General features: G+C 69.7%; 18 protein-coding genes. 7 read left to right on the plus strand and 11 right to left on the minus strand.

Going from position 1 to position 24,754, the window contains the following annotated elements; genetic code table 11:
* Positions 1–67: 67 nt before the first annotated feature.
* Positions 68–2,692, minus strand: a complete 2,625-nt coding sequence (locus YIM_RS38560) for a valine--tRNA ligase (protein ID WP_153035071.1) — start codon at positions 2,690–2,692, stop codon at positions 68–70.
* 61 nt (positions 2,693–2,753) lie between these two features.
* Here YIM_RS38560 and YIM_RS38565 point away from each other — a divergent pair, with 61 nt between their 5' ends.
* On the plus strand, positions 2,754–5,063 hold the full coding sequence (locus tag YIM_RS38565; protein ID WP_153035072.1) for an FdhF/YdeP family oxidoreductase: 2,310 nt from the start codon (positions 2,754–2,756) through the stop codon (positions 5,061–5,063).
* Between the two features lie 6 nt (positions 5,064–5,069).
* Here the strand turns inward: YIM_RS38565 and YIM_RS38570 are convergent, their stop codons facing one another.
* Complete coding sequence (locus tag YIM_RS38570; protein WP_153035073.1) at positions 5,070–5,744, minus strand: GPP34 family phosphoprotein; 675 nt, start codon at positions 5,742–5,744, stop codon at positions 5,070–5,072.
* A 54-nt stretch (positions 5,745–5,798) separates the two neighbouring features.
* Here YIM_RS38570 and YIM_RS38575 point away from each other — a divergent pair, with 54 nt between their 5' ends.
* A complete protein-coding gene (locus YIM_RS38575; protein WP_153035074.1) occupies positions 5,799–6,395 on the plus strand; it encodes an N-acetyltransferase in 597 nt (198 codons plus the stop codon).
* A 4-nt stretch (positions 6,396–6,399) separates the two neighbouring features.
* On the opposite strand, the gene YIM_RS38580 is transcribed toward YIM_RS38575, so the two are convergent.
* The 3 genes from YIM_RS38580 to YIM_RS38590 all read right to left on the minus strand — a co-directional run bounded on the left by YIM_RS38580 (position 6,400) and on the right by YIM_RS38590 (position 11,245).
* Positions 6,400–7,161 carry an SDR family NAD(P)-dependent oxidoreductase gene (locus tag YIM_RS38580; protein ID WP_153035075.1) on the minus strand — a complete coding sequence of 254 codons (762 nt, stop codon included), beginning with the start codon at positions 7,159–7,161 and terminating at the stop codon, positions 6,400–6,402.
* Complete coding sequence (locus YIM_RS38585) at positions 7,158–9,704, minus strand: M14 family zinc carboxypeptidase (protein WP_228004288.1); 2,547 nt, start codon at positions 9,702–9,704, stop codon at positions 7,158–7,160. The genes YIM_RS38580 and YIM_RS38585 overlap by 4 nt, the downstream gene beginning before the upstream one ends.
* 182 nt (positions 9,705–9,886) lie before the next feature.
* Positions 9,887–11,245, minus strand: coding sequence for an OFA family MFS transporter (locus YIM_RS38590; protein WP_153035076.1), 1,359 nt, complete (start codon positions 11,243–11,245; stop codon positions 9,887–9,889).
* 96 nt (positions 11,246–11,341) lie between these two features.
* Here YIM_RS38590 and fdhD point away from each other — a divergent pair, with 96 nt between their 5' ends.
* The gene (gene fdhD, locus YIM_RS38595; RefSeq protein ID WP_153035077.1) at positions 11,342–12,169 is read left to right on the plus strand and encodes a formate dehydrogenase accessory sulfurtransferase FdhD; all 828 of its coding nucleotides are present in this window, start codon (positions 11,342–11,344) and stop codon (positions 12,167–12,169) included.
* A 215-nt stretch (positions 12,170–12,384) separates the two neighbouring features.
* Positions 12,385–13,263, plus strand: coding sequence for an alpha/beta hydrolase-fold protein (locus YIM_RS38600; RefSeq protein WP_228004289.1), 879 nt, complete (start codon positions 12,385–12,387; stop codon positions 13,261–13,263).
* A gap of 7 nt (positions 13,264–13,270) precedes the next feature.
* Here YIM_RS38600 and YIM_RS38605 read toward each other — a convergent pair whose 3' ends face one another.
* The 6 genes from YIM_RS38605 to tig form a co-directional block, all read right to left on the minus strand.
* Entirely contained in the window at positions 13,271–14,209 is a 939-nt protein-coding gene (locus tag YIM_RS38605) for a sensor histidine kinase (RefSeq protein WP_228004290.1), read from the minus strand.
* Positions 14,210–14,282: 73 nt separating this feature from the next.
* Positions 14,283–14,558 carry a hypothetical protein gene (locus tag YIM_RS38610; RefSeq protein ID WP_153035080.1) on the minus strand — a complete coding sequence of 92 codons (276 nt, stop codon included), beginning with the start codon at positions 14,556–14,558 and terminating at the stop codon, positions 14,283–14,285.
* A gap of 44 nt (positions 14,559–14,602) precedes the next feature.
* On the minus strand, positions 14,603–15,898 hold the full coding sequence (gene clpX / locus YIM_RS38615) for an ATP-dependent Clp protease ATP-binding subunit ClpX (protein WP_113696774.1): 1,296 nt from the start codon (positions 15,896–15,898) through the stop codon (positions 14,603–14,605).
* A 217-nt stretch (positions 15,899–16,115) separates the two neighbouring features.
* Entirely contained in the window at positions 16,116–16,745 is a 630-nt protein-coding gene (locus YIM_RS38620) for an ATP-dependent Clp protease proteolytic subunit (protein WP_153035081.1), read from the minus strand.
* 25 nt (positions 16,746–16,770) lie between these two features.
* The gene (locus tag YIM_RS38625; protein WP_153035082.1) at positions 16,771–17,379 is read right to left on the minus strand and encodes an ATP-dependent Clp protease proteolytic subunit; all 609 of its coding nucleotides are present in this window, start codon (positions 17,377–17,379) and stop codon (positions 16,771–16,773) included.
* Between the two features lie 96 nt (positions 17,380–17,475).
* A complete protein-coding gene (tig, locus tag YIM_RS38630) occupies positions 17,476–18,873 on the minus strand; it encodes a trigger factor (protein WP_153035083.1) in 1,398 nt (465 codons plus the stop codon).
* 234 nt (positions 18,874–19,107) lie between these two features.
* Here tig and YIM_RS38635 point away from each other — a divergent pair, with 234 nt between their 5' ends.
* From YIM_RS38635 to YIM_RS38645, 3 genes are all read left to right on the plus strand, one after another.
* Positions 19,108–20,907 (plus strand): fatty acid desaturase, encoded by a 1,800-nt coding sequence (locus tag YIM_RS38635; protein ID WP_228004291.1) that lies wholly within the window; start codon positions 19,108–19,110, stop codon positions 20,905–20,907.
* A 210-nt stretch (positions 20,908–21,117) separates the two neighbouring features.
* On the plus strand, positions 21,118–23,382 hold the full coding sequence (locus YIM_RS38640; RefSeq protein WP_153035085.1) for a hypothetical protein: 2,265 nt from the start codon (positions 21,118–21,120) through the stop codon (positions 23,380–23,382).
* A gap of 10 nt (positions 23,383–23,392) precedes the next feature.
* Positions 23,393–24,745, plus strand: a complete 1,353-nt coding sequence (locus YIM_RS38645) for an FAD-binding protein (RefSeq protein WP_153035086.1) — start codon at positions 23,393–23,395, stop codon at positions 24,743–24,745.
* Positions 24,746–24,754 lie beyond the last annotated feature (9 nt).

Here is a 24,754-nt window from a genome sequence, read left to right on the forward strand (position 1 = left end):
ATCTCCGCCCGGAGGGTTTGCCCGCGACCGGCGCGGCCAAACCTCCGGGCGGAGAGCAGGGTGAAGGTCAGGCGGTGGGCAGGGCGGCCAGCCGGGCGTTGATGCGCTCGATGTCGCTGACCGCGGTGTCCCGGCGTGCCCTGATCTTGTCGACCACCGCGTCCGGGGCCTTGTCGAGGAAGGCCTGGTTGCCCAGCTTGCCCTCGGTCTGCTTCAGCTCCTTCTGCGCCAGCCCGAGGTCCTTCTCCAGCCGCTTGCGCTCGGCCACCACGTCGACCGCGCCGGACAGGTCCAGCGCCACCTCGGCGACGCCCTCCGAGAGCGCGACCTCCAGCGACACGCTGGCGGTGAACTCGTCCCCGGCCTCGGTCAGGCGGACCAGCGAGCGGACCGCCGCGTCGTGCGCGGACAGCGCGTCGAAACCGGCGCCGGAGACCCGCGCGGCCACCTTCTGGCCCGGCTTCAGGCCCTGCTCGGAGCGGAACCGCCGCACCTCGGTGACCAGCTTCTGCACGTCGGCGATCCGCCGGTCGGCGACCTCGTCGGCGTACGAAGCGGTGTCCGGGGACGGCCACGACGCGATCACCAGCGACTCCCCGCCGGTCAGCGCCTTCCACAGCCGCTCGGTGACAAACGGCATGATCGGGTGCAGCAACCGCAGCACCGAGTCGAGCACGTGCCCGAGCACCAGCCGGGTGTTCTCCGCGGCGGCACCGGAGAACTGCACCTTCGCCAGTTCCACGTACCAGTCGCACAGCTCGTTCCAGACGAACTGGTAGAGCACACCGGACAGCTTCGCGAACTGGAAGCCGTCGAACAGTTCGTCCACTTCGGACACCACAGCGCCGAGCCTGCCGAGGATCCAGCGGTCGGCCTCGGTCAGCTCCGCCGCGGGCGGCAGCGGCGCCGACACGTTCGCGCCGTTCATCAACGCGAACCTGGTGGCGTTCCACAGCTTCGTGCCGAAGCTGCGCGAACCGGCCGCCCACTCCTCGGCGATGGCCATGTCGTTGCCCGGGTTGGCACCGCGGGCCAGGGTGAACCGGGTGGCGTCCGCGCCGAACTTGTCCAGCCAGTCCAGCGGGTCGATCACGTTGCCGCGCGACTTCGACATCTTCTTGCCCTGCGCGTCGCGGATCAGCCCGTGCAGGTACACGTGGTCGAACGGCTGCTTGCCGTCCATCGCGTACAGCCCGAACATCATCATCCGGACCACCCAGAAGAACAGGATGTCGTAGCCGGTGGACAGCACGCTGGTCGGATAGAACTTGCGCAGGTCCAGCGTCTCGTCCGGCCAGCCGAGCGTGGAGATCGGCCACAGGCCCGACGAGAACCAGGTGTCCAGCACGTCGGGGTCCTGGGTCCAGCCCTCGCCCGAGGGCGGCTCCTCGTCCGGTCCGACGCAGACCACCTTGTCGTTGGGGCCGTACCAGACCGGGATCCGGTGCCCCCACCACAGCTGGCGCGAGATCGTCCAGTCGTGCATGTTGTCGACCCAGTCGAAGTAGCGCTTGGCCAGCTCCGGCGGGTGGATCTTGGTGCGGCCGTCGCGCACCGCCTCGGCGGCGGCCTTGGCCAGCGGCTCGACCTTGACCCACCACTGCAGCGACAGGCGCGGCTCGACCACGGTGTTGCAGCGCGAGCAGTGCCCGACCGAGTGCAGGTACGGCCGCTTCTCCGCGACGATCCGGCCCTGCTCGCGCAGCGCCGCGACCACCGCGGGCCGCGCCTCGAACCGGTCGAGGCCCTCGAACGGACCGGCCGCGGTGATCACCGCGCGCTCGTCCATGATCGTCAGCATCGGCAGGTCGTGGCGGCGGCCGATCTCGAAGTCGTTCGGGTCGTGCGCCGGGGTCACCTTGACCGCGCCGGTGCCGAACTCCGGGTCGACGTGCTCGTCGGCCACGATCGGGATCATCCGCCCGGTCAGCGGCAGCTCGACCTCGGTGCCGATCAGGTGCCGGTAGCGCTCGTCGTCGGGGTGCACCGCGACCGCGGTGTCACCGAGCATGGTCTCCGCACGCGTGGTGGCCACCACGATGGCGTTCTCGCCGTCGCCGTAGCGGATCGAGACCAGCTCGCCCTCGTCCTCGGAGTGCTCCACCTCGATGTCCGACAGCGCGGTGCGGCAGCGCGGGCACCAGTTGATGATGCGCTCGGCGCGGTAGATCAGCCCGTCCTCGAACAGGCGCTTGAACACCGTCTGCACCGCGCGCGAGAGCCCGGGGTCCATGGTGAACCGCTCGCGGCTCCAGTCCACGCCGTCACCGAGGCGGCGCATCTGGCCGAGGATCTTGCCGCCGTACTCCTCCTTCCACTCCCAGACGCGCTCGACGAACTTCTCGCGGCCCAGGTCGTGGCGGGACACCCCCTGACCGGCCAGCTCGCGCTCCACCACGTTCTGGGTGGCGATGCCGGCGTGGTCCATGCCGGGCAGCCAGAGCACTTCGAAGCCCTGCATCCGGCGGCGGCGGGTGAGCGCGTCCATCACCGTGTGGTTGAGCGCGTGGCCCATGTGCAGGCTGCCGGTGACGTTCGGCGGCGGCAGCACGATGGTGAACGGCGGCTTCTCCGAGCTGGAGTCGGCCTTGAAGTAGCCGGCGTCTACCCAGCGCTGGTACATCGCGGCCTCTTCGTCGGCCGGGTTCCAAGCGTTGGGCAGGTCAGGCTGGCTCAAGGCGTTCTCGGTCACCTGTCAAGTCTACGAACCGGCCGAGGTCGCGAGGCCGCGGGGCAGGGCGCACGATGGAGGGGTGACGGACAAGGCACCACAGCAGGACATCGACGAGAGCAAGCTGGCCGTCGGCAAGCCGAAGAGCTGGGCGGCGGGTCTTCCCGGCGTGCTGGTTTCGCTCAAACGGGGCCAGGAGCAGATGGGCGCCGGACGGACCGTCCGCGCGCTGCGCGTGCTCAACCAGCGCGAGGGCTTCGACTGCCCGGGGTGCGCGTGGCCCGAGCCGCGCGAGGCCGACGGCGAGCACCGGAAGCTGGCCGAATTCTGCGAGAACGGCGCGAAAGCCGTCGCGGAGGAGGCCACCAAGCGCCGGGTCGGGCGCGAGTTCTTCGCCGCGCATTCACTCGAGGAACTGGACGGCCGCACCGAGTACTGGCTCGGGCAGCAGGGCAGGCTGACCGAGCCGATGGTGCTGCGCGATGGCGGCACGCACTACGAGCCGATCAGCTGGGACGACGCGTTCGACCTGGTCGCGAGCCATCTGCGCGGGCTGGCCAGCCCGGACGAGGCGCTGTTCTACACCTCCGGCCGCACCAGCAACGAGGCCGCGTTCGTGTACCAGCTGATGGTGCGCTCGTTCGGCACGAACAACCTGCCGGACTGCTCGAACATGTGCCACGAGTCCTCCGGCGCGGCGCTCTCGGCCACCACCGGCATCGGCAAGGGCTCGGTGAGCCTGGCCGACATCCACAAGTCCGACCTGATCGTGGTGGTCGGGCAGAACCCCGGCACCAACCACCCGCGCATGCTCTCCGCGCTGGAGGAGGCCAAGTCGCGCGGGGCGAAGGTGGTCGCGGTGAACCCGCTGCCCGAGGCCGGGCTGATGCGGTTCAAGAACCCGCAGAACGTGCGCGGCCTGGTCGGCAAGGGCAGCCCGCTGGCCGACGAGTTCGCGCAGATCCGGCTCGGTGGTGATCTGGCCTTCTTCCAGGCGATCGGGCACCTGCTGCTGGCCTGGGAGGAAGCGGCTCCCGGCACCGTGCTGGACCGGGAGTTCATCGACGGCTGGACCGAGGGCTTCGCCGAGTACCGCGAGCGCGTCGGCGAACTGGACTGGGACCGCATCGACGAGGCGACCGGGCTGCCGCGCGAGCAGATCGTCAAGATCGCCAGGATGATCGCCGAGTCCGAGCGGACCATCTACTGCTGGGCGATGGGCCTGACCCAGCACAAGCACGCGGTGCCGACGATCAAGGAGATCGCGAACGTCGCGCTGCTGCGGGGGATGATCGGCAAGCCGGGCGCCGGGCTCTGCCCGGTCCGCGGCCACTCGAACGTGCAGGGCGATCGCACCATGGGCATCTGGGAGAAGATGCCGGAGTCCTTCCTGTCCGCGCTGGAGCGCGAGTTCGGCATCCCGGTGCCGCGCAAGCACGGCTGGGACACGGTGGACTCGATCCGCGCGATGCGCGACGGCCGGGCGAAGGTGTTCTTCGGGGTGGGCGGCAACTTCGCGGCCGCGACCCCGGACACCGAGCTGACCGAACGCGCGCTGCGCTCGTGCGAGCTGACCGTGCAGGTGTCCACCAAGCTGAACCGGTCGCACGTGGTGCACGGCCGGACCGCGCTGATCCTGCCCACGCTGGGCCGGACCGAACGCGACGTCCAGGTGAGCGGCGAGCAGGTGGTCACGGTCGAGGACTCGATGTCGGCGGTGCACACCTCGCGTGGCCGGCTGGAACCGGCGAGTGAGCACCTGCTGTCCGAAGTGGCCATCCTGTGCCGCCTGGCGAACACCTTGCTCGGCGAGGAACACCCGGTGCCGTGGCTGGAGTTCATCGACGACTACGACCGCATCCGTGACCACATCGCGAACGTGGTGCCCGGGTGTCACGAGTACAACAAGCGGGTGCGCCAGCCGGACGGGTTCGTGCTGCCGCACGCGCCGCGCGACGCCAGGGAGTTCAACGGCACCCGCAACGGCAAGGCGAACTTCACCGCCAGCGAGCTGGAGTACCCGTCGGTGCCCGAAGGCAGGTTGCTGTTGCAGACCCTGCGCAGCCACGACCAGTACAACACCACGATCTACGGCCTGTCCGACCGCTACCGCGGCGTGGAGGACGGCCGCCGGGTGGTCTTCGTCAACCCCGAAGACCTGACCCGGCTCGGCGTGGCCGACGGTGCCCTGGTCGACCTGGTTTCGGAGTGGACGGACAGCGAGCGGCGGGCACCGAGCTTCCGCGTGGTCGCCTATCCGACCGCACGCGGTTGCGCGGCAGCGTACTTCCCCGAGGCGAACGCACTGGTGGCACTGGATTCCGTGGCCGACGAGTCGAACACCCCGGTGTCGAAGTCCATCGTGGTACGTCTGGAGCCGGTCAGCTCGTAGTGACTGTCAGGTCGTCGATGTAGTGACGATGGCGGGGATCATCACCGCGGTCATCACGGCCGCGGTGAGTTCCTCGATCGCCTTGCGGGTGGCCACCGAGCCCCAGTTGCCCTCGGCGATGTCCTTGGCACGCTGGTCGACCAGCTTGCGGTCAGAGCGCTCCGGCAGGTCGAGCACCTTGCTCGCGGCCTTGATCGCGGCGAGCACGGCGACCAGCGCGGCGGTGCGCTCGTCCGGGTCCTGACCGTCCACCAGCACCGCGTTCAGCGTCTTCCGCAACTCCACCTCGTGCGCGGAATCCTCGGCCGGCCAACGGGTCACCGGGAACAGCTTGAGCACCTTGCCCTCTTCACGCCGCAGCACGCCGCGGTCGGCGAGGCCTTCGAGCAGTCGTTCGGTGAGCTTCTGCCCGGAGAGCGGCGAAATCGCGTCCTTGGGCTTGCGCCCGTCGAACTTCTCCAGTTTGACCAGCGCGTCGGCGAGCACCGGGTGCGCGGGCGGGGTGCGGTCGAGCAGAACCAGGCGCCCCTTGTTCTCCTCGTCGACGCCGATCCGGTTCTCGATGCCCAGCTCGATCAGCAACGCGCCGGCCAGTGCGTACGGCAGGTTGGTCACCATGCTGTCCGGCTTGCCGGACTCGTCGTCGAACACGAGCAGTACCAGGTCTTCCGCGATGAGCATGCGCTCCACCCTAACCACCGGGCACGTCCGGCGCCGGTCCCGCGTTGAGCCGGTATGACGCAGACGATCGTGCACCGGGTACAGCCGGGGGAACTGGACCGGGCCGCCGAGGCGATGGGCGCGGCCTTCTTCGACGAGGTGGTGAGCGCGTGGGTGATCCCGGATCCCGCGCTGCGCAAGCAGATCCTGCCGGATCAGCTCGGTGGGGTGGTGAGCAAGGCGCTGGAACGGGGTGAGGTGCTCACCGCCGCGGACTTCGGCGCCATTTCCGTCTGGCTGGACCGCGAAGCCGGGGAAACCGAGGAGGAGGGGCTCCCGGACGATTTCGAAATACCTCCGGCGTTCGCCGAAATCGCGCGGCGCGGCATGCTCGTCTCGCAACTGACCGAGGCCCGGCATCCGACGCACACCGCGCACGTCTATCTGTCCTGCATGGGCGTGCTGCCTGACCACCGGGGCCACGGCCTCGGCAGCGCGCTGCTGCGCGACAAACTGGGCCGGGCCGACGCCGGGAAAACGCCCGTGTACCTGGAGGCCAGCTCGACCCGCAACCGCGCGCTGTACCTCCGTCACGGCTTCGAACCCAGCGGAGACCCGATCCGCTTCCCGGACGGACCCGAGATCTACCCGATGTGGCGGGAACCCCGGTAAACGCTCAGCGCAGGTGTGAGGCGCCGTTCAGGTCGAGCACGGCACCGGAGGCCCAGGCCGCGTCGGCGGAGGCGAGATAGACCACCGCCGCGGCCACCTCCTCCGGCGAACCCACGCGGCCGAACGGGCTCTGCCCGCGCAACTGCTCGCCCTGCTGCCCGTCCAGCCGGTCGGCGACGCGGCTGGTGGCGGTGAAGCCGGGTGCCACCGAAGCGACCGCGATGCCGTGCGGTGCCAGGGAAACCGCGAGCGACTGCCCGAACGCGTGCATCGCCGCCTTGGTGGCGCCGTAGGCCGGGTGGTCCGGCTCGCCGCGGTACGCCCCGCGCGAGCCGATGTTGACCACCCGGCCGGGCGCACCGCGATCGATCATGTGCCGGGTCACGCAGTAGGTGAGGTTGGCCGTGCCGAAGACGTTCACGCCGACCATGCGCTGCCAGGCGGCCTGCCAGTCCGCATAGGACACTTCCGCCACGGCGTGCGCGTTCTCCGGGCCGGTCGCCACGGCCGCGTTGTTCACCAGCACGTCGACACCGCCGAGCTTCTCTTCGGCCTCGTCGGCGAGTCCTTGCGCGGCAACCGGATCGGCGAGGTCACCGGTCACCAGCACGTGGCCGGAACCGGGCAGCTCGGCGAGCGTCTTCTCGGCGGCCGTCCGGTTCGATCCATAGTGGACGGCCACCCGATCGCCGAGCCCGGCGAAGGCGGTGGCCACCGCCCGGCCGATCCCGCTGGACGCACCGGTCACCAGCACGCCGCGGCTCATCGGGTGGTCGCCCAGAACACGGCCTTGCCCACCTGCGCGTACAAGCCCTTGGGATGCGCGCGGAACAACGGCTCGGTGCCGAACATGACCGTCTTCGCCCCGCTTTCGTCCACACCGGACACCACGGCGGCGGCACCGGCCGCCTGCGCCGGGCCCTGGCCGTCCTCGTTCGGCAGCCAGTGCCCCGCGGCGAGCGGGTTCTGCTCCGCGTAGCGCTGTTCGGCGGTCACGCCCGCGCCGAGGCCGGTGAACCACAACGGCGAGTACACGAACGAACTCTCCGGCGCACCGGTGCCGATCGGCCCGGTCCCGTTGGTCACCGAGACCACGCCGTTGGCGTCCTCGCGGCCGGTCACCGCGGTCACCGGCAGCAGTCCGGCCTCGGTGTTGAACGCCGCGCCGGTCGCCCCGCGGGTGATCACGCCACCGCGGTTGAACAGCCGCTTGACCGAGTTCTTCGCCGCCGCGTTCAGCCCGCGGTAGTCCAGCCCGGAGGAGACGAACAACGCGTCCACCCGGCTCAGATCGAATCCGTTGTTGAGCACCTGCGTGGAAACCGGGCGGACCTCGAAGCCGAGTTCGCGCAGCACCAGCAGTTCGTCGGCGGCCACCGCACCGGCGATCACCGGCTTGCGCATCAGCGGGCCACGCTCACCGGCGGGCGCCGCGGTGAACCGCACCCCGAGGTTCTTCGCCACCTCCAGCACGGCGACGCGTTCCGAAGCGGGCACCACCACCGTGCCGTCGGCCTGCTGGTGCACCGGACGGCCCTGCCCCAGCAGGGTGTTCACCGCCAGCACGTCCTTGCCGTCGGCGATGTTCAGCGCCAGATCCTGGCCGGGCGCGGCGTCCACCCCGCCGGTCGGCGCGGCGATGGTCACCGGGCTGGTGCGCACGTTCGGTGCCCCGGCCTTGGAGATGTCCACCGACGCGCCCCAGAGCAGGCGGTGGCTCCAGCCCGAGATGTCGTACATCACCTCGACCTTGCCGGAGATGTCGGCGCCGGTCTCCAGCATCACGTTCGCCAGTGCCCGCTTGGGCTGATGCATGTCCACAATGTACGAACCGGCCGGGTAGCTCTTGCCTGCCAGCTGGAAGTCCGCGTCCGCCCGCTGCACACGCACGTCGTTGGCCACCAGGTGGTCGACCAGCCGTGCCGCCGCGGGCGCCGAGCGCTGGCCGGTACCCGCCGGGATCACGTAGGCACGCGGGAACTCGGTGGTGTAGCGGTCTTCCGGGCCGAAGCCGGGCACAAAACCGTCCGGCAGCTGGCGCTGCGGTTCACCGGCGGCACCGCGGCGGAAGATCTCGATCTGGTTGTCGATCAGCTCGGTGCGGTGGGTGTCGGCGTAGTCGATGGTGGTGCGGATGGTCGCCTCCACCACGTCGGTGTTGATCTTCGACCGGCGCTGCAGTTCTTCGGCGGGCAGGTTGTAGGCGTCGTTGTTGACGCGCTGCGGGACCTCGATCGTGTAGGACACGGCGCCGTGGTACATCGAGTACTGCGCGGTGTAGATCGGCGCCCAGCCGTCCCACACGCCCGGCTCGTAGTCGCGGAACGGGATCTCCGGCTTGGCCGCCTCGGGGTGCCCGAGCGCCTGCACCGCCTTCTCCATCGCCAGGCCGTTTTCGTAGCCGTGCTTGATGTAGAGGTCGAAGTCGTAGTTCTGGCCGTGCGGCGGGGTGGTCGGCTCGATCAGCGTGTTCTCCACGTACCCGTGCTCGTCGAGCATCATCACCGGCTGCTTGCCCATGACGATCTCACGCATCGCCCGGGTTTCCGGCTGCGACGCGGTGACGAAGTCGCGGTTCATGTCGAACCCGCTCGCGTTCGCGCGGGTACCGGCGACGCGGCCGTCCGGATTGGCGGTGAGGTTGAGGTAGATCCGGCTGCGCTTGAGCAGATCCAGCGCGGCCTTGTCGTTCGTGGTGGCGAGGTACTCGATCACGCGCAGTGCGCCGTCGGTGCCTTCCCACTCGTTGCCGTGGATGTTGTTGTTGATCCACACCGGGGTCTTGTAGCCGGCGCGCAACGCGGCGTCGCGGGCCGCGCGGCCGGGGTCGTTCTCGATCTTGTCGCGCCAGTGCTCCTGCATCCAGCTCTGCGCCGAGTTCTCCGGTGCGGTCAGCGTGACCAGGTACAGGTCGCGCCCGAGGCCGGACTGCCCGGCGACCTCCACCGAGATCCGGTTGCTGCGCTGCTGCAGTTCGTTCAACTTCGGCGCCAGCGCGTGGTACGGCGAGAGCCCGAGCTTGATCGACTTGTCCGCCGGGTCGGCCGGGTAGGTGCGCAGCTCGGTCTGACGCGGGTAACCGCCGCGGTCCCCGCGCGGCTTGTTCTCCCCGGCCGCCGCCGCACGCAGCTGCGGCGGGGCATCGGTCGCGGCGACCGCGTTGCGCTCCGGGCCGTACCCGGGCTCGCGATGGGACTGCCCCGGTGGCGGCTCGGGCGCGGCCAGCGCCGGGCCGGTGGTCACCGTGCTGATCATCAGACCGGCGACCACAGCCAGTACCAGCCCACGAGCGGAACGCGAAAACGACACAGGCCACCTCCACGAGCGGAAAGTGCGGTCAGTCTTTCGGCTCGCTAAGGAGTTGGCAAGACTCTTTTGTCAGCCGCCGAAGAGCTGGACCACCTTTCGGAAGAGCTCCACCACGCCGTAGAGGAAGGGCAGGCCCACCCAGATCCAGGCGAAGATCATCAGCCCGGTGCGCTTCGAGTTCATCACGCCTCCTTGCCGGCGCCCGCCGGGGCGGCGACCGGTTCGTGGTACTTCTCACTGACCGGGCGCACCAGCTCGTTGGCGACGAAGCCGAGGATGAGCAGGCCCATCATGATGTAGAGCGAGGTGCTGTACAGCGCCGGCCCGTCCTTGCCCGCCGACTTCTGGCCGTCGGCGATCGCGTTCACGATCAGCGGCCCGAGCACGCCCGCGGTGGACCAGGCGGTGAGCAGCCTGCCGTGGATCGCGCCGACCTGGAAGGTGCCGAACAGGTCCTTCAGGTACGCCGGGATGGTGGCGAACCCGCCACCGTAGAAGGACAGGATGACCAGCGCGCAGAGCACGAACAACAGCTTCGAGCTGTTCGTGGTCAGCGCGATCACCAAGTACATCAGCGCGCCGACGCCGAGGTAGAGCCGGTAGATGTTGCGTCGGCCGACCAGGTCCGAAGTGGACGACCAGACGAACCGGCCGAGCATGTTGGTCAGCGACAGCAGCGCCACGAACCCGGCGGCCGACGCCGCCGCGATCGGCGTCGCGGTGGACTCGAAGAAGTCCATGATCATCGGCGCCGCCTTCTCCAGGATGCCGATGCCCGCGGTGACGTTGAAGCACAGGATCACCCACAGCAGCCAGAACTGCGGCGTCTTGATCGCGTTCTTGGCCGACACGTTCGCGGTGGTGATCATCCGCCCGGCCGCGGCCGCCTTGGGCTGGTAACCGTCTGGCTTCCAGTCGTCGGCGGGTACCCGGACCAGCAGTACGCCCAGGGTCATGAACAACGCGTAGACCACCCCGTGCACGGCGAAGGTGGTGGCGATGCCGCCGGTGTCACCGCCGAAGGTGCGCAGCATCTGGCTGGACCACGGCGAGGCGATCAGCGCACCGCCGCCGAAACCCATGATGGCGATGCCGGTGGCCATGCCGGGCCGGTCCGGGAACCACTTGATCAAAGTGGACACCGGCGAGATGTAGCCGATGCCGAGCCCGATGCCGCCGAGCCCGCCGTAGCCGAGCACGACCAGCCAGTACTGCGACGTGGCCACGCCGAGCGCGGAGATCAGGAAGCCGGACGAGAAGCAGACCATCGAGACGAACATCGCCCAGCGCGGGCCGTTCTTCTCCACCAGCGTGCCGCCGAAGGCCGCGGACAGCCCGAGCATCACGATGCCCAGCTGGAACGGCAGCGCGCTCTGCGTGCCGGTCAGGTCGAGCGACTTCTCCAGCGGCGGTTTGAACACGCTCCACGCGTACGCTTGGCCGATAGACAGGTGCACGGACAACGCGGCGGGCGGGATGAGCCAGCGGCTCCAGCCGGGTGGCGCGATGATGCGGGAGCGGTCGAGGAAGCCGACGGGCATGGGGGGAGCCTCCCTAGACTGTTACTTAGCCGCCGCAATGTATTACCGATCGGCGCCGAGCGCACTATTGGTTTCCACCGAACGCGGGAGGCAGAAATGGGACGCGTGACCGTGCGTAAGCCCGTGCTGAAGTTGACCACCCGTGGTGAACGAACCCGGCCGGACGCACTAGCCGCCGAGGAGCCGCTGGAGCTCAGGGTGGGCGGGCGCGCGCTCGCGGTGACCATGCGCACACCCGGCCACGACGTGGAGCTGGCGCACGGCTTCCTGCTGTCCGAGGGCGTGCTCGGCAGCCGTGAGGACGTCCGCACCGCCCGCTACTGCGACAGCGTCGACGACCAGGGGCGCAACACCTACAACGTGCTGGACCTGGCGCTCGCCGAGGGCGTGCCCGCGCCGGACACCGGCGTCGAGCGGAACTTCTACACCACCTCCTCCTGCGGAGTCTGCGGCAAGGCCGCGCTCGACGCGGTCAAGCTGCGCACCCGGTTCGCGCCGGGCGACAGCGACTTCGCGGTGACGGCCGACCTGCTGGCGAAGCTCCCGGACCAGTTGCGCGCCCGGCAGAAGGTGTTCGACGCCACCGGCGGGCTGCACGGCGCCGCGTTGTTCGACTCGAATGGTGAGCTGCTGGTCGTGCGCGAGGACGTGGGCAGGCACAACGCGGTCGACAAGGTGCTCGGCTGGGCACTGCTGGAAGGCCGGGTGCCGCTGCCGGGCGCCGGGCTGCTGGTGTCCGGGCGGGCGTCGTTCGAGCTGGTGCAGAAGGCCGCGATGGCCGGGCTGCCGATGCTCGCCGCGGTTTCCGCGCCCTCCTCGCTGGCGGTCGAACTGGCCGAGGAAAACGGCATCACGCTGGTGGGTTTCCTGCGCGGCGAGAGCATGAACATCTACACCCGCGACGAGCGCGTCCTACGTCACTGAAACCGGCGGATTTCGGGGCGAAACACTCTCGGCACCTGCGACGATGTGGAAGTCGAGGTCGGTTTCGCACATGACGCACCCGCGTCCTGGCGCCCGGCTGGGGGCAGGAAACGGCAGGACGGCGAGTGGACGGCGGGGAAGGCTCAACCGGGCGAGGGCCGGCTGAGCACAGCGACGGCGAGCGGCGCGGGAGGCGCCGGTTCAGCCGCCGTTCGGTGCTGCTGGCCGGCGGCTCCGCGCTCGGAGTCGCCGGGGTGGCCGCCGCGGGTGCCACCGGCGTCCTGCCGTTCAGCGAGGCGATGCAGCGCGCGCTGGGCGTCGCCTCCTCCAACCCGGCCACCGAACTGGGCGTGACCAGGGTCGAGCGGGTCTACTCGGCGGCGCGGGGTCGCGAGGTCGACCTGGTGTTCATGCTGCCGTCGAAGAACCCGCAGCGCGGCCTGCCCATCTCGCTCTACCTGCACGGCCGGGGTGGCTCGGGGCGCCGGTCGGCGCCCGGTGGCCTGGTCAACCAGCTCAGCGGCGAGGTCGCCCGGCGGGCGATCCCGGCCTACGGTTTTCTCGCCGTCGACGGTGGTCCCGACAACTACTGGCACGAGGTCGTGTCCGGCGACGACCCGATGCGGATGCTGCTCGAAGAGGTCCCGGTCTGGCTGGCCCAGCGCGGCCTCGGCGGTGCCGACGGGGTGCCGTTCGCCTGCGCGGGCACCTCGATGGGCGGCTTCGGCGCACTGCTCTACGCGAGGCGTCGGGCCCAGCAGCGGCGGCCACCCGCCGCGGTCGCGGCCGTCTCCCCCGCGCTGATCACCTCGTGGGCCGAGATGAGCAAGCGGAACGCCTTCCGCGATGCCGCCGACTGGGCCTCGATGGACCCGCTGAAGCACCTCGGGGACATCCAGGGCATCCCCACCGGTGTCTGGTGTGGCACCGAGGACGCTTTCATCGGCGGTGTGCGGCAGTTCATCGCCGAGGCCAAGCCGAAGGTGGGCCACACCGCCCGAGGCAAGCACGGCGAGGCTTTCTTCCGGAGCGTGGTACCGGGCCTGGTCAGCTTCCTCGGCAAACACGTCCTGGCACCGGCCCGCCCGGCCTGAGCCCGGCTCAGGAAGCGGGTACCCGGGCGTCCTGCGGGGTGAGGTGGAAGTAGATCCGGGTCTGCGTGCCCTCCGGGGCGGTGTGCACGCGGACCAGGTCGGACAGGAAGTTGACCATCAGCAGTCCCCGGCCGCCCGGCTGGGTCGGTGAAGCGGGCCGCCGGCCGGCCAGTGGGTCGGTGATGTGCCCGGAGTCGCGGATCTCACAGATCACCGTGCCCTCCTCGCACCACACCCGCAGCACGCCGGAACCCCGCCCGTGCCGCAGGCTGTTCGCGCACAGCTCCCCGACCACCAGTGTCAGGTCGAGCACGCGCTCCTTGCCGAGGCCGTACGCGGCGGCGCGTTCCCCGGCGAACCGGCGCACGCCGCTCAGCCCGGTCCGGTCGAACGAGAGCACCCACGGGATGTCCCCCGGCGCCGGGAACGGCTGGTTGTAGCGCTCGATCACCTGCTCCGGCGAGAACGACTTGCTCGCCCAGGTGCCGTAGTGATCACTCAGCTCCGGGTGCGTGCACGCGGCCTCGTCGAGGATCCACGACTCCAGGCCCTCGGCGTCGTACGGGCACAGCACGGTGACCGGCCGTCCGGCGAAGGCGAAGTTGATCAGTGCCTCGTGCTGGGCACACGCCGGGTACTCCACCGGCGACCGGCCCGGCCAGATCGGCTCGCCGACCAACCGCACCGGGCCCTCGTGCCGATCGGCGAAGTCACGCAGCACGCCGGGAATGATGCGCCCGGGATTGCGACCGGCCTCAGCCATGTCGACGAACCGCACGCGCTGCCGCGCGCCCTCGTCCAGTTCCTCGCTGAGCCAGCTCAGGTGCTCGCCGGGCAGCGCGACCGCCACCGGCTCGCCCGCGGCCAGCCCTTCGGTGACAAAGGGAACGGTGCCGGACAGGAACTCGTCGCGGCCGCGGTAGAACAGGGCCGGATGGGTGAACACATTCACAACGCTTCCACCAGTGGGAACTTTGTTGGACGGCGATTGTCCAGCTTAGCCCGTGGATTGCCGGGCGCTACCGGTCTAATGCGTTGGCTACGAAGCCCATCAGCCAGAAACCGCCGAGAGTTCCACTCAGCAGCACCACCCACCACGCCAGCAGCCGCGGCGGCGCCTCGGTCCGCCGCACCTGCCACAGGCCGAACGCGCCCAGCAGGTACAGCGGCACCGGGGCCAGCGTCAGCAGGGACTGCCGCGTGGTGGTGGCGATCACGCACAGCACCACGAGCAGCACCAGCACACCGGCGAAGATCCGGTGGTTCAGCGGGTGGGCGAGCCTGCCGACGGTCACCAGTCGCCGCGGCAGGTCGCCGAACTGAGGTCTTTCCGGGCTGGTCAGGCCGACTTCTCCCCGCGCTCGCTACGCTGCCGCCGCGACGGCTGGCGGGAGACGATGGTCGGGTTCACGTTCTCGCGGACGGTCTGCTCGGTGATCACGACCTTGGCCACGTCGTCGCGGCTGGGGATGTCGTACATCACCGGCTGGAGCACCTCCTCCATGATGGCGCGCAGGCCGCGGGCACCCGTGCCACGCAGCATCGCCTGGTCGGCGATGGCCTCCAGCGCCGTCTTGGTGAACTCCAGCTCGACGTTGTCCATCTCGAAGAGCTTCTTGTACTGCTTGATCAGCGCGTTCCGCGGCGTGGTCAGGATCGAGACCAGGGACTCCTTGTCCAGGTTGGTCACGCTGGCCACCACCGGCAACCGGCCGATGAACTCGGGGATGAGCCCGAACTTGATCAGGTCCTCCGGCATGGTGTCGGAGAAGATGTCGCTGTTCTCGATCTCGGACTTGGTGCGGATCTCCGCGCCGAAGCCGAGGCCGCGCTTGCCGACCCGCTCGTTGATGATCTTCTCCAGCCCGGCGAACGCGCCGGCCACGATGAACAGCACGTTCGTCGTGTCGATCTGGATGAACTCCTGGTGCGGGTGCTTGCGGCCGCCCTGCGGCGGCACCGAGGCGGTGGTGCCCTCGAGGATCTTCAGCAGCGCCTGCTGCACGCCCTCGCCCGAGACGTCCCTGGTGATCGAGGGGTTCTCCGACTTGCGGGCGATCTTGTCGACCTCGTCGATGTAGATGATGCCGGTCTCGGCGCGCTTGACGTCGTAGTCGGCCGCCTGGATCAGCTTGAGCAGGATGTTCTCGACGTCCTCGCCCACGTACCCGGCCTCGGTCAGCGCGGTCGCGTCGGCGATGGCGAACGGCACGTTCAGCAGCTTCGCCAGCGTCTGGGCCAGGTAGGTCTTGCCGCATCCGGTCGGCCCGAGCATCAGGATGTTGGACTTGGCCAGCTCGACCGGCTCGTCCTTGGAGTCCTTCGGCCCGGTCTTGTCGTCGGACTGGATGCGCTTGTAGTGGTTGTAGACCGCTACCGCGAGCGTGCGCTTGGCCTCGTCCTGGCCGATGATGTAGCGCTCGAGGAAGTCGTGGATCTCAGCCGGTTTGGGCAGCTCGTCGAGCTTGACGTCACCCGCTTCGGCCAGTTCCTCCTCGATGATCTCGTTGCAGAGATCGATGCACTCATCACAGATGTACACGCCGGGTCCGGCGATGAGCTTCTTCACCTGTTTCTGGCTCTTCCCGCAGAAAGAACACTTCAGCAGGTCTCCGCCGTCACCGATCCGTGCCATGACCGTGGACCTCGTCCCCTCCGGTGCGCTCGGGTGCACCTGACTTCTCTAGCCTGCCCGTCGCGACGGGACTCTGACGCGTATTCCACAGACGGTACCCGCCCGGCGCGTCCTACGGGAGGACCTGAGCGGTACTAGGCGCGCCGGAAGAGGCCATCGGCCGGAACACCGGTACGATCACGCGCTCGCGTGCCAACCGGTGCCCCGGCCATCGGGCTCAGTTCTCCGCCGAGGCCTTGCGGTAGGGCAGCACCTCGTCGATGATGCCGTACTCCTTGGCCTGGTCGGCGGTGAGGATCTTGTCCCGCTCGACGTCGTCGCGGACTTCTTCCAGCGACTTGTTCGTGTGCTTGGCCAGCGTGGTCTCCATCAGGCGCCGCACGCGCTGGATCTCCGCGGCCTGGATCTCCAGGTCCGAGACCTGCCCGTAGGTGCCCTCGGTGGCCGGCTGGTGGATCAGCACGCGCGAGTTCGGCAGCGAGAACCGCTTGCCGGGGGTGCCCGCGGCGAGCAGCACCGCGGCGGCCGAGGCGGCCTGGCCGATGCACATGGTGACGATGTCCGGCCGGACGTACTGCATGGTGTCGTAGATCGCCATCAGCGCGGTGAACGAGCCACCGGGCGAGTTGATGTAGATGGTGATGTCGCGGTCCGGGTCCTCGTGCTCCAGGTGCAGCAGCTGGACCATCACGTCGTTGGCCGAAGCGTCGTCGACCTGCACGCCGAGCATGATCTGACGCTCTTCGTACAGCTTGTTGTACGGGTTCGACTCCTTGATCCCGTAGCTGGTCCGCTCCACGTAGGAGGGCAGCACGTACCGGGACTGGGGAAGGTGCAAGTTGCTCATCTCGATCTCTCCTCTACCTTCCCGGTCAGCTGTTCGAACCCGGCAGCGGGTTCTCCCGGGTGAGCACCTGGTCGACGAAGCCGTACTCCCTGGCTTCCTCGGCAGTGAACCAGCGGTCCCTGTCGGCGTCCTTGGTGATCTGCTCGAAGGTCTGCCCGGTCTGCTCCGCGGTGATCTTGGCCAGCTCCTGCTTCCACTTGCCGAACACCTCGGCCTGGATGGCGATGTCGGAGGCGGTGCCGCCGACGCCGGCCGAGGGCTGGTGCATCAGGATGCGGGCGTGCTGCAGCGCGAAGCGCTTGCCGGGCGCGCCGGAGGAGAGCAGGAACTGCCCCATGGAGGCGGCCAGGCCCATCGCGTAGGTCTGCACGTCGGGCTTGATCAGCTGCATGGTGTCGTAGATGGCGAAGCCCGCGGTCACCGAGCCGCCGGGCGAGTTGATGTAGAACCGGATGTCGGACTCGGCGTCCTCCGCCGACAGCAGCAGCAGCTGCGCGGTGATCCGGTTCGCGACCTCGTCGTTGACCTCGGAGCCGAGCACGACGATGCGCTCGGCGAGCAAACGCTCGAACACCGAGTCGGTCAGGTTGAGTCCCGCGGTGCTGGTCCGCCCCTCGGGCAAGTGGTGCGTCACGTGTGCCTGCCTTTTCGCCGGTTCAGATCTTGTAATCGACCCTAACGAACTCGGGCGGGTCGGAATGCCCGACACCGCCCAAGTTCGCTCAGAGCATTACTTCTGGTTTGCGGTCTCTTCCGCCACGGGAGCCTCGGCGGACTCCGCGCTCTCGGCGGCCTCCGCAGTCTCCTCCGCACCACCGAACAGATCGCTCAAGTCCAGCTCGGCCCCGTCCGCACCGGTGACGGTGGCCCCGCGCACGACGGTGGCCAGCGCCTTGCCGCGGCGCACGTCGGCGTAGATCGCGCCGAGCTGGCCGGACTGCTGGGCGCGCTGCACGTACTCGTCCGGGCTGACGCCGAAGCGCTGGGCCTGGTAGATGATGCGCTCGGTGAGCTCGCCGTCGTTGACGTCGACGCCCTCCTTCTCGGCGATGGTGTCCAGCAGCAGCTGCGTGCGGACCGCCTTCTCCGACTCCTCGCGCGCCTCGGTCTCGAACTGCTCGACCGTGGTGCCCTGCGCCTCCAGCGACTGCGCCCAGGCGGCCTCGTCGTGGTCGAACGGGTGGATCGCGTCGTGCTTGCGGCTCTCGATCTCGCCCTCGAGCACCTTCTCCGGGATCGGCACCTCGGTGGTCTCGAGCAGCGCTTCGAGCACCTTGTCGCGGGCCTGCACGCCCTGCTGCATGCGCTTCATCCTGGACAGGCGCTCACGCAGGTCGGCCTTCAGCTCGTCGAGGGTGTCGAACTCGCTGGCCAGCTGGGCGAACTCGTCGTCGGCCTCGGGCAGCTCGCGCTGCTTGACCGACTGCACGACCACGCTGACCTCGGCGTCCTTGCCGGCGTGCTCGCCGGCCACCAGCTGCGTGGTGAACGTCTTGGTCTCGCCGGCGCTCGCGCCGATGATCGCGTCGTCGATGCCGTCGACGAGCTGGCCGGAGCCGATCTCGTAGGACAGGCCGGTGGTGGAGGCGTCTGGCACCTCTTCACCGTCGACGGTGGCCGACAGGTCGATCGAGACGAAGTCGCCGTTCTCCGCGGGCCGCTCGACGCCGGTCAGCGTGCCGAAGCGGGCGCGGAGCTGGTCCAGCTCGGCGTCGACCTCGGCGTCGTCCAGCTCGACGTCGTCCACGGTGACCGAGATGCCGCTGTAGTCGGGCAGCTCGATCTCGGGCCGGACGTCGACCTCGGCGGTGAACTCCAGCACGTCGCGGTCCTCGAGCTTGGTCACCTCGAAGTCGGGACGGCCCAGCGTGCGCACCTCACCGGCCTGCACGGCCTCCAGGTACTTCGCCGGGATGACCTCGTTGACGACCTCGTCGAGCACCGGCGCGCGGCCGATCCGGCTCTCCAGCACGCGGGCGGGCACCTTGCCCGGCCGGAAGCCGGGGATCCGAACCTGCTGCGCGATCTTCTTGTAGGCGCGGTCGAAGTTCGGCTTGAGTTCGTCGAACGGCACCTCGACATTGATCTTGACTCGCGTCGGGCTGAGCTGCTCGACGGTGCTCTTCAACTTCTTCTCCTCGAGCCGTGACGGTGTTAGGACTGGGTGTTGCACGATCCTTGACGGATGCCCCCAGGTCACAGGTGGACCGGGACGCCCGAGTCTAGGCCAGCGTCCGGCCGCCGCTGTGGGCGGGCGGGACCTACCCGGTAACTCACCCTTGTCCGACGTCACCCATTCGGGTCACAGTTAGCGGTGTCGTAACGCTGTTGTACCGCTGTGCGGGTGGCAAGGGGGTGGAGTGTGGGCGCTACGGGCACGGTGCGTGAGCTGCCCGCCCCCGGGGTCAGCCTGCCGTTGGTCGCCGTGCCGACGGTCGCGCTGTTCGCCGGTGGCGCCGCGGTCTGGGCCCTCGGCGCCTGGCTGGCGCTGGAGGGGCTGGCCCCGCTGTGGGTGACCGTGGCGCTCCAGGCGCTCGCCACGGTGACGATGTTCACCGTCGCGCACGAGGCGATGCACCACGCGGCCGGTCGGCTGACCATGGTCAACGCGCTGCTCGGACGGCTGGCCATGCCGTTCGTCGCCGCGTACGGCGCGTTCGCGCCGGTGCGCCACCTCCACCTGGAGCACCACCGCGGCCCCGGCGGTCGCACCGACGTCGCCGGCTGGACCGCCCGCGCCCCCGCCTGGCAGCTGCCGCTTCGGTGGCTGACCGTCGACTTCTGGTTCGCGCGGCACTACCTCGGCCGGATGCACCACCGCCCGGCACGCGAGGTCCACGAGACCACCGCGGTCGCCACGCTGGCCTTCGGCGCGATGTCCACCGCGATCGCCGGCGGGTACGGCTGGGAACTGCTGGCGGTGTACCTGATCCCGCAGCGGATCGGGCTGGCGCTGGTGGTCGTGCTGTTCGACTGGTTCCCGCACCGGGGACTGCCCGGTTGCCCCGGCCCCGACCGGCTGCGGGTGGCGTGGGTGCACGTCGGGCTGGAGCGCCTGGCCGGGCCGCTCACCCTCGGCCAGAACTACCACCTGGTGCACCACCTGCACCCGGCGATCCCGTTCTACCGGTACCGGCGGGTGTGGCGGCGGAACGTGGAGGCCTATCTCGAACTCGGCGCGCCGGTGCGCGTGCTGGGCGGGCGGGAGCTGGGTGCCGACGAGTACCGGGCCTCGCGCTGGTTCCCGCCGCGGCCCGCCGCCGAACCACCGGCCGAGCCGCCACCACGGCGGTTGCGCGTCTTCCACTCGCTGCTGGTCACCGAGGTCGAACGGGTCGGCGCGGACGCGGCGGCGGTCCGGTTCGCCGTGCCGGAGGAACTCGACGGCACCTTCGACTACGTGGCCGGGCAGCACGTGACCGTGCGCGCGCTGGTCGACGGGGTGCCGTTGCGCCGCAGTTACGCGTTGTGCCCGGCGCCGCGCGGGGAACTCCGGATCGCGGTGAAGCGGGTCGAGCGCGGGCCGTTCTCCACGGTGGTGACGAACACGCTGCGGCCGGGCGACCGGCTCGACGTGCTGCCGCCCGCCGGTGAGTTCACCCTCGAACCGGACCCGCGGCGGTCGCGGCACTACGTCGGGCTGGCCGCGGGCAGCGGGCTGCCGCCGATCCTGACCATGTTCGCCACCGCGCTGGACACCGAACCGCACAGCCGCGCCACGCTGCTCTACGTCAACCGCAGTGGCTCGACGACCATGCTGGCCGACGAGCTTTCGGCATTGGCGAAGCGATTCGACGGCAGGCTGCGGGTGGTGCACTACCGCACCGACGAGCAGGATCCCGAACTGCGCAGGGGGCGCGACTTCCAGCCGGTGGACACGATCAGCGAGGTGCTCGCGGTGACCCACGAGCAGTTCGTGCGGGGACGGCTGGACACCGCGCGGCTCTCGGCGCTGCTGGACGGGCGGCTGCACCCGGCGAAGGTGGACGAGTGGTACGTCTGCGCGCCGCGGACGCTGGCCGAGCACACGCTGCGGATGCTGGCCGAGCACGACGTGCCCGCGGAGTGCGTCCACCACGAACCGTTCGATGTGGACACCGAACCGGCACCGGCCGCCGAACTGCTCGGCCGCCGCGCCGACCCGCCCATCCGGCTCGCCTGAATGGTTGCCGAATTCCCTTTCGGCGAATGGAAACAGGTGAATCAATACCGCCCGCGCATTCCGTGTGGTGAATGACCAAGATAACCGCCAAGACACGAAAAAGCCCTGGTCAACTGGGCCATCCGGGTGCATTGCGACTGTTTCGGCCGCCGCCCCGCCGAAACAGTCGTAGCCTCGTTCCGCCAAGTCGGCGCGCAATTGTTCTACGCAGTGGCGATCCTGCTCATCCCGCCCAGGAAGGGGCACACCATGCTGGGTATCTCCGATCCCACGGTGGGCGGTGGCAACACCGGCGCCGACACCCTCGACCGGCCGGTGGAAGCCGAGCCGGAGGCGGTCACGACCAACGGCAACGGCGCCGCGGCGGAGGCCGGAACCCGCGCCCCGGCGACCGGATTCGAGGGCACCGAGAGCATCACGGCGCCACCGCTGCCGATCCGGCCGGTCCCGCCGATCATCGTGCGCAAGCGCCTGGTGCGCGGGCGATACCGGAGCGCGAGCGAGGGCTGGCTGCTGACGCTGCGGGTGGACGTCGACGGCCACCGGCCGACGCGCCGGATCAGCGGCGACTTCTTCACCGTTTCCGGGTCGACCACCGCCTATTTCGGTTCGTTCGCCGTGCATTCGCCGACGGTGACCACCACCGCGACGCAAGTACGGGTCGAGGGACTCGGCACGTTCACCTGGGCCGCGGGTGCGCCGAAGATCCGGCTGACCATCGCGCGCGCGTCCCTGTTCGAACCGCCGAAACCGGGCACGCTGGAATTCCTCACCACCTCGAACACCGCGGGCGCGAGCTATTACTGCCCGTTCGAATCCGGTTTCTTCCGCACCGTTTCCTACGAACAGGATTCGGTGGCCGGCGCGGTTCCGTTCCTGGCGTACAACACCGGCAGCCTGCCGCAACCGGACGGCAGCCCGGCGCGGGTGCTCTCGGTGCCCGGCGCGTTCGCCGAAGCCGGCATCGAACTGCTGACCACCGGTGGCACGAACGTCATCCCGGTGTCCGACGCGGGCGCGAACGCCAAGTGGAGCGACGCCGAACTGCACGCGGCCATGGTCAACCACTTCAGCGCGTTCACCAACGCCCCGCGCTGGCAGGTGTGGATGCTGGTGGCCACCTCCCACGACGGCGGTTACCGCGGCATCATGTTCGACTACGGCGACGCCTTCCAGCGCCAGGGCGCGGCGGTGTTCCACGATGCCATCGGCGGCACCGACGCGGCCACCCAGCGCTCGCAGCTGCGCACCTACGTGCACGAACTGGGCCACGCGTTCAACCTGCTGCACTCGTGGCAGAAGAACCTGGCGAACCCGCCCGCCCCGCTCGGCCCGAACGGCGGCCTCGGCGACCTGTCGTGGATGAACTACGACTGGAAGTACCAGCAGTCGGCGAGCGGGCCCGGCGGCGCGGCGGCCTACTGGGCGGCGTTCCCGTTCGAGTTCACCGAGAACGAGCTGGCGCACCTGCGCCACGGCTTCTACCGCAACGTGGTCATGGGCGCGAACGCCTTCGGCACCGGGGCCGCCGACGTCGACCCCGACCTGTTCGACGAGCCGCTGGTGGACAACTCGGGCCTGGCGCTCGAACTGCGCTCGCCGAAGCCCGGGTTCGCCTACGGGGAGCCGGTGGTGGTCGAGCTGAAGCTGGCGGGCACCGAGCTGCGCGGCCGGGCCACCCACGGGTACCTGCACCCGAACGACGACCTGGTCTCGATCGCCGTGCAGCAGCCGTCGGGCCGGACCGTGCTGTACCGCCCGATGCTGCGGCACTGCGTGGACGAGGACCGCGCGGTGCAGGTGGGCGTGGACAAGCCCGCGCTGTACGAAAGCGCGTACATCGGGTTCGGCGCCGACGGCTTCCTGTTCGAGGCACCGGGCACCTACCGGCTGCGCGCCACCTACATCGCCGGTGACGGCTCCCGGGTGCTCTCGCCGGTGCTCCGGGTGCGCGTGCGCCCGCCGGCCAGCCGCGCCGACGAAGCCGCGGCCGAACTGCTGCTCGGCGACGAGCAGGGCCAGTTGCTCGCGCTGCTCGGGTCCGACGCGAGTCAGCTCGGCAAGGGCGTTTCGGCGATCGACACGCTGCTCGACACCTTCCCCGACCACCCGCTGGCGGTGTACGGCCGGCTGGTCAAGGGGGTCAACCAGCAACGCGATTTCAAGGAGCTGACCGGCGACAAGACGCTCCGGATCCGCGAGGCGAACGGCATCGAGGCGGCCAGCCTGCTCGGCCAGGTCGCCGAGGCCTCGATCGCCGACGAGGACGGTGTCGACAACGTGACGCTGAACCTGGCCATGCGCACGCAGGCCAAGGCCGAGGCGAAGTCCGGCCACCCCGACCAGGCACGCGACGTGCTGCGCCAACTGGTCCGCACGTTCGAGAACAAGAACCTCAATCCGTTGGTGCTGGAAGGAATTCGACAGCAGGCACGCGAGACGCTCGACGCGATCGAAGGGGAGATCGAGGAGTAATCTTCCCGGTATGAAGCCAGGACAGCCAGGTGGCGAGCACGGTTCGGGGCCGATCACCACCTGGCTGTCCGTCCCGGACGGCGAGGTCGACCGCGGTGAGTGCGCGCTCGTCACCGCCGCCCAGGACTTCGGCCATCTGGTGCACTCCCGCCCGGCCGCCGTGGTGCGCCCGGCTTCTCTCGCCGACATCTCGGCCGCGATCACCTTCGCCGCCGAGCACGGGCTGCCGGTGTCCGCCAGGGGCGCCGGTCATTCGCCGTTCGGCCAAGAGCAGGCGGAAGGCGGCATCGTGCTGGACATGGGGAGCCTGCCGCCGGTGCGCGAGGTCTCCGGCACCGAGGCCGTCGTCGACGCGGGCGCGCGCTGGCGGGAGGTCCTCGACCTGACGCTGCCGCTGGGGCTGACCCCGCCGGTGCTCACCGACTACCTTGAGCTGACCGTCGGCGGCACGCTGGTGGTCGGCGGCATCGGCGGCGCCGCGCACCACCACGGCACGCAGACCGACAACGTCACCGAGCTGGAGGTCGTCACCGGCACCGGAGAGGTCCGCACCTGCCGCCCCGGTGACGAACTGTTCGACGCGGTCCGCGGCGGGCTCGGCCTGTGCGGGGTGATCACCAGGGTGAAGCTGCGCCTGGTGCCCGCGCCGCCGACCGCGCGCCGCTGGAAGCTGTACTACCAGTCGCTCGAAGTCTTCCTGGCCGACCAGCGCACGGTCGTGCGCGACGGCCGCTTCGACTACGTGGAAGGCCAGCTGATCCTCGAGAACGGCGAATGGACGCACATGCTCGAGGCGGTCACCTATTCGACCGCCTCTTTGGCGGATCTGCGTTTCGACCGGATGGAGGTCGAGGACACCTCCTATTTCGATTTCCTGAACCGCATGGAAGAGGGCGAGGCGGCGCTGCGGGCGGAAGGCAGCTGGTTCCACCCGCACCCGTGGCTGAACGTCTTCCTGCCGGACGAGGTGGTGGGTCCGGTGGTTGCCGGAACGCTGGCGAGAACACGGCGCGAGGACCTCGGCGGCACCGGCTTGGTGATGCTCTACCCGGTGCGCGCGAGCGCGCTGGGCACGCCGCTGCTGCACGTTCCCTCCGGCGAGCTGGTGTGGTTGTTCTCCTTGCTGCGCACCGGAAAACCGGCCGACCCGGTGGAGAACGCGCGGCTGACGGAACTGAACATCCAGCTGTACCGTCGGTCGAAGGCGCTGGGCGGCACGGTGTACCCGTCGAACGCGCTGCCGATGTCGCCCGCGGACTGGGCGGAGCAGTTCGGACCGGCCTGGGAAGCACTGGAAACCGCGCGTCGGCTGCACGACCCGCGGGGCGTTTTCGGTGCCGGGCAAGGACTTCGCCAGCAGTAGCGCACCGGG

This window comes from Amycolatopsis sp. YIM 10 (assembly GCF_009429145.1).
Taxonomy (GTDB): Bacteria; Actinomycetota; Actinomycetes; order Mycobacteriales; family Pseudonocardiaceae; genus Amycolatopsis.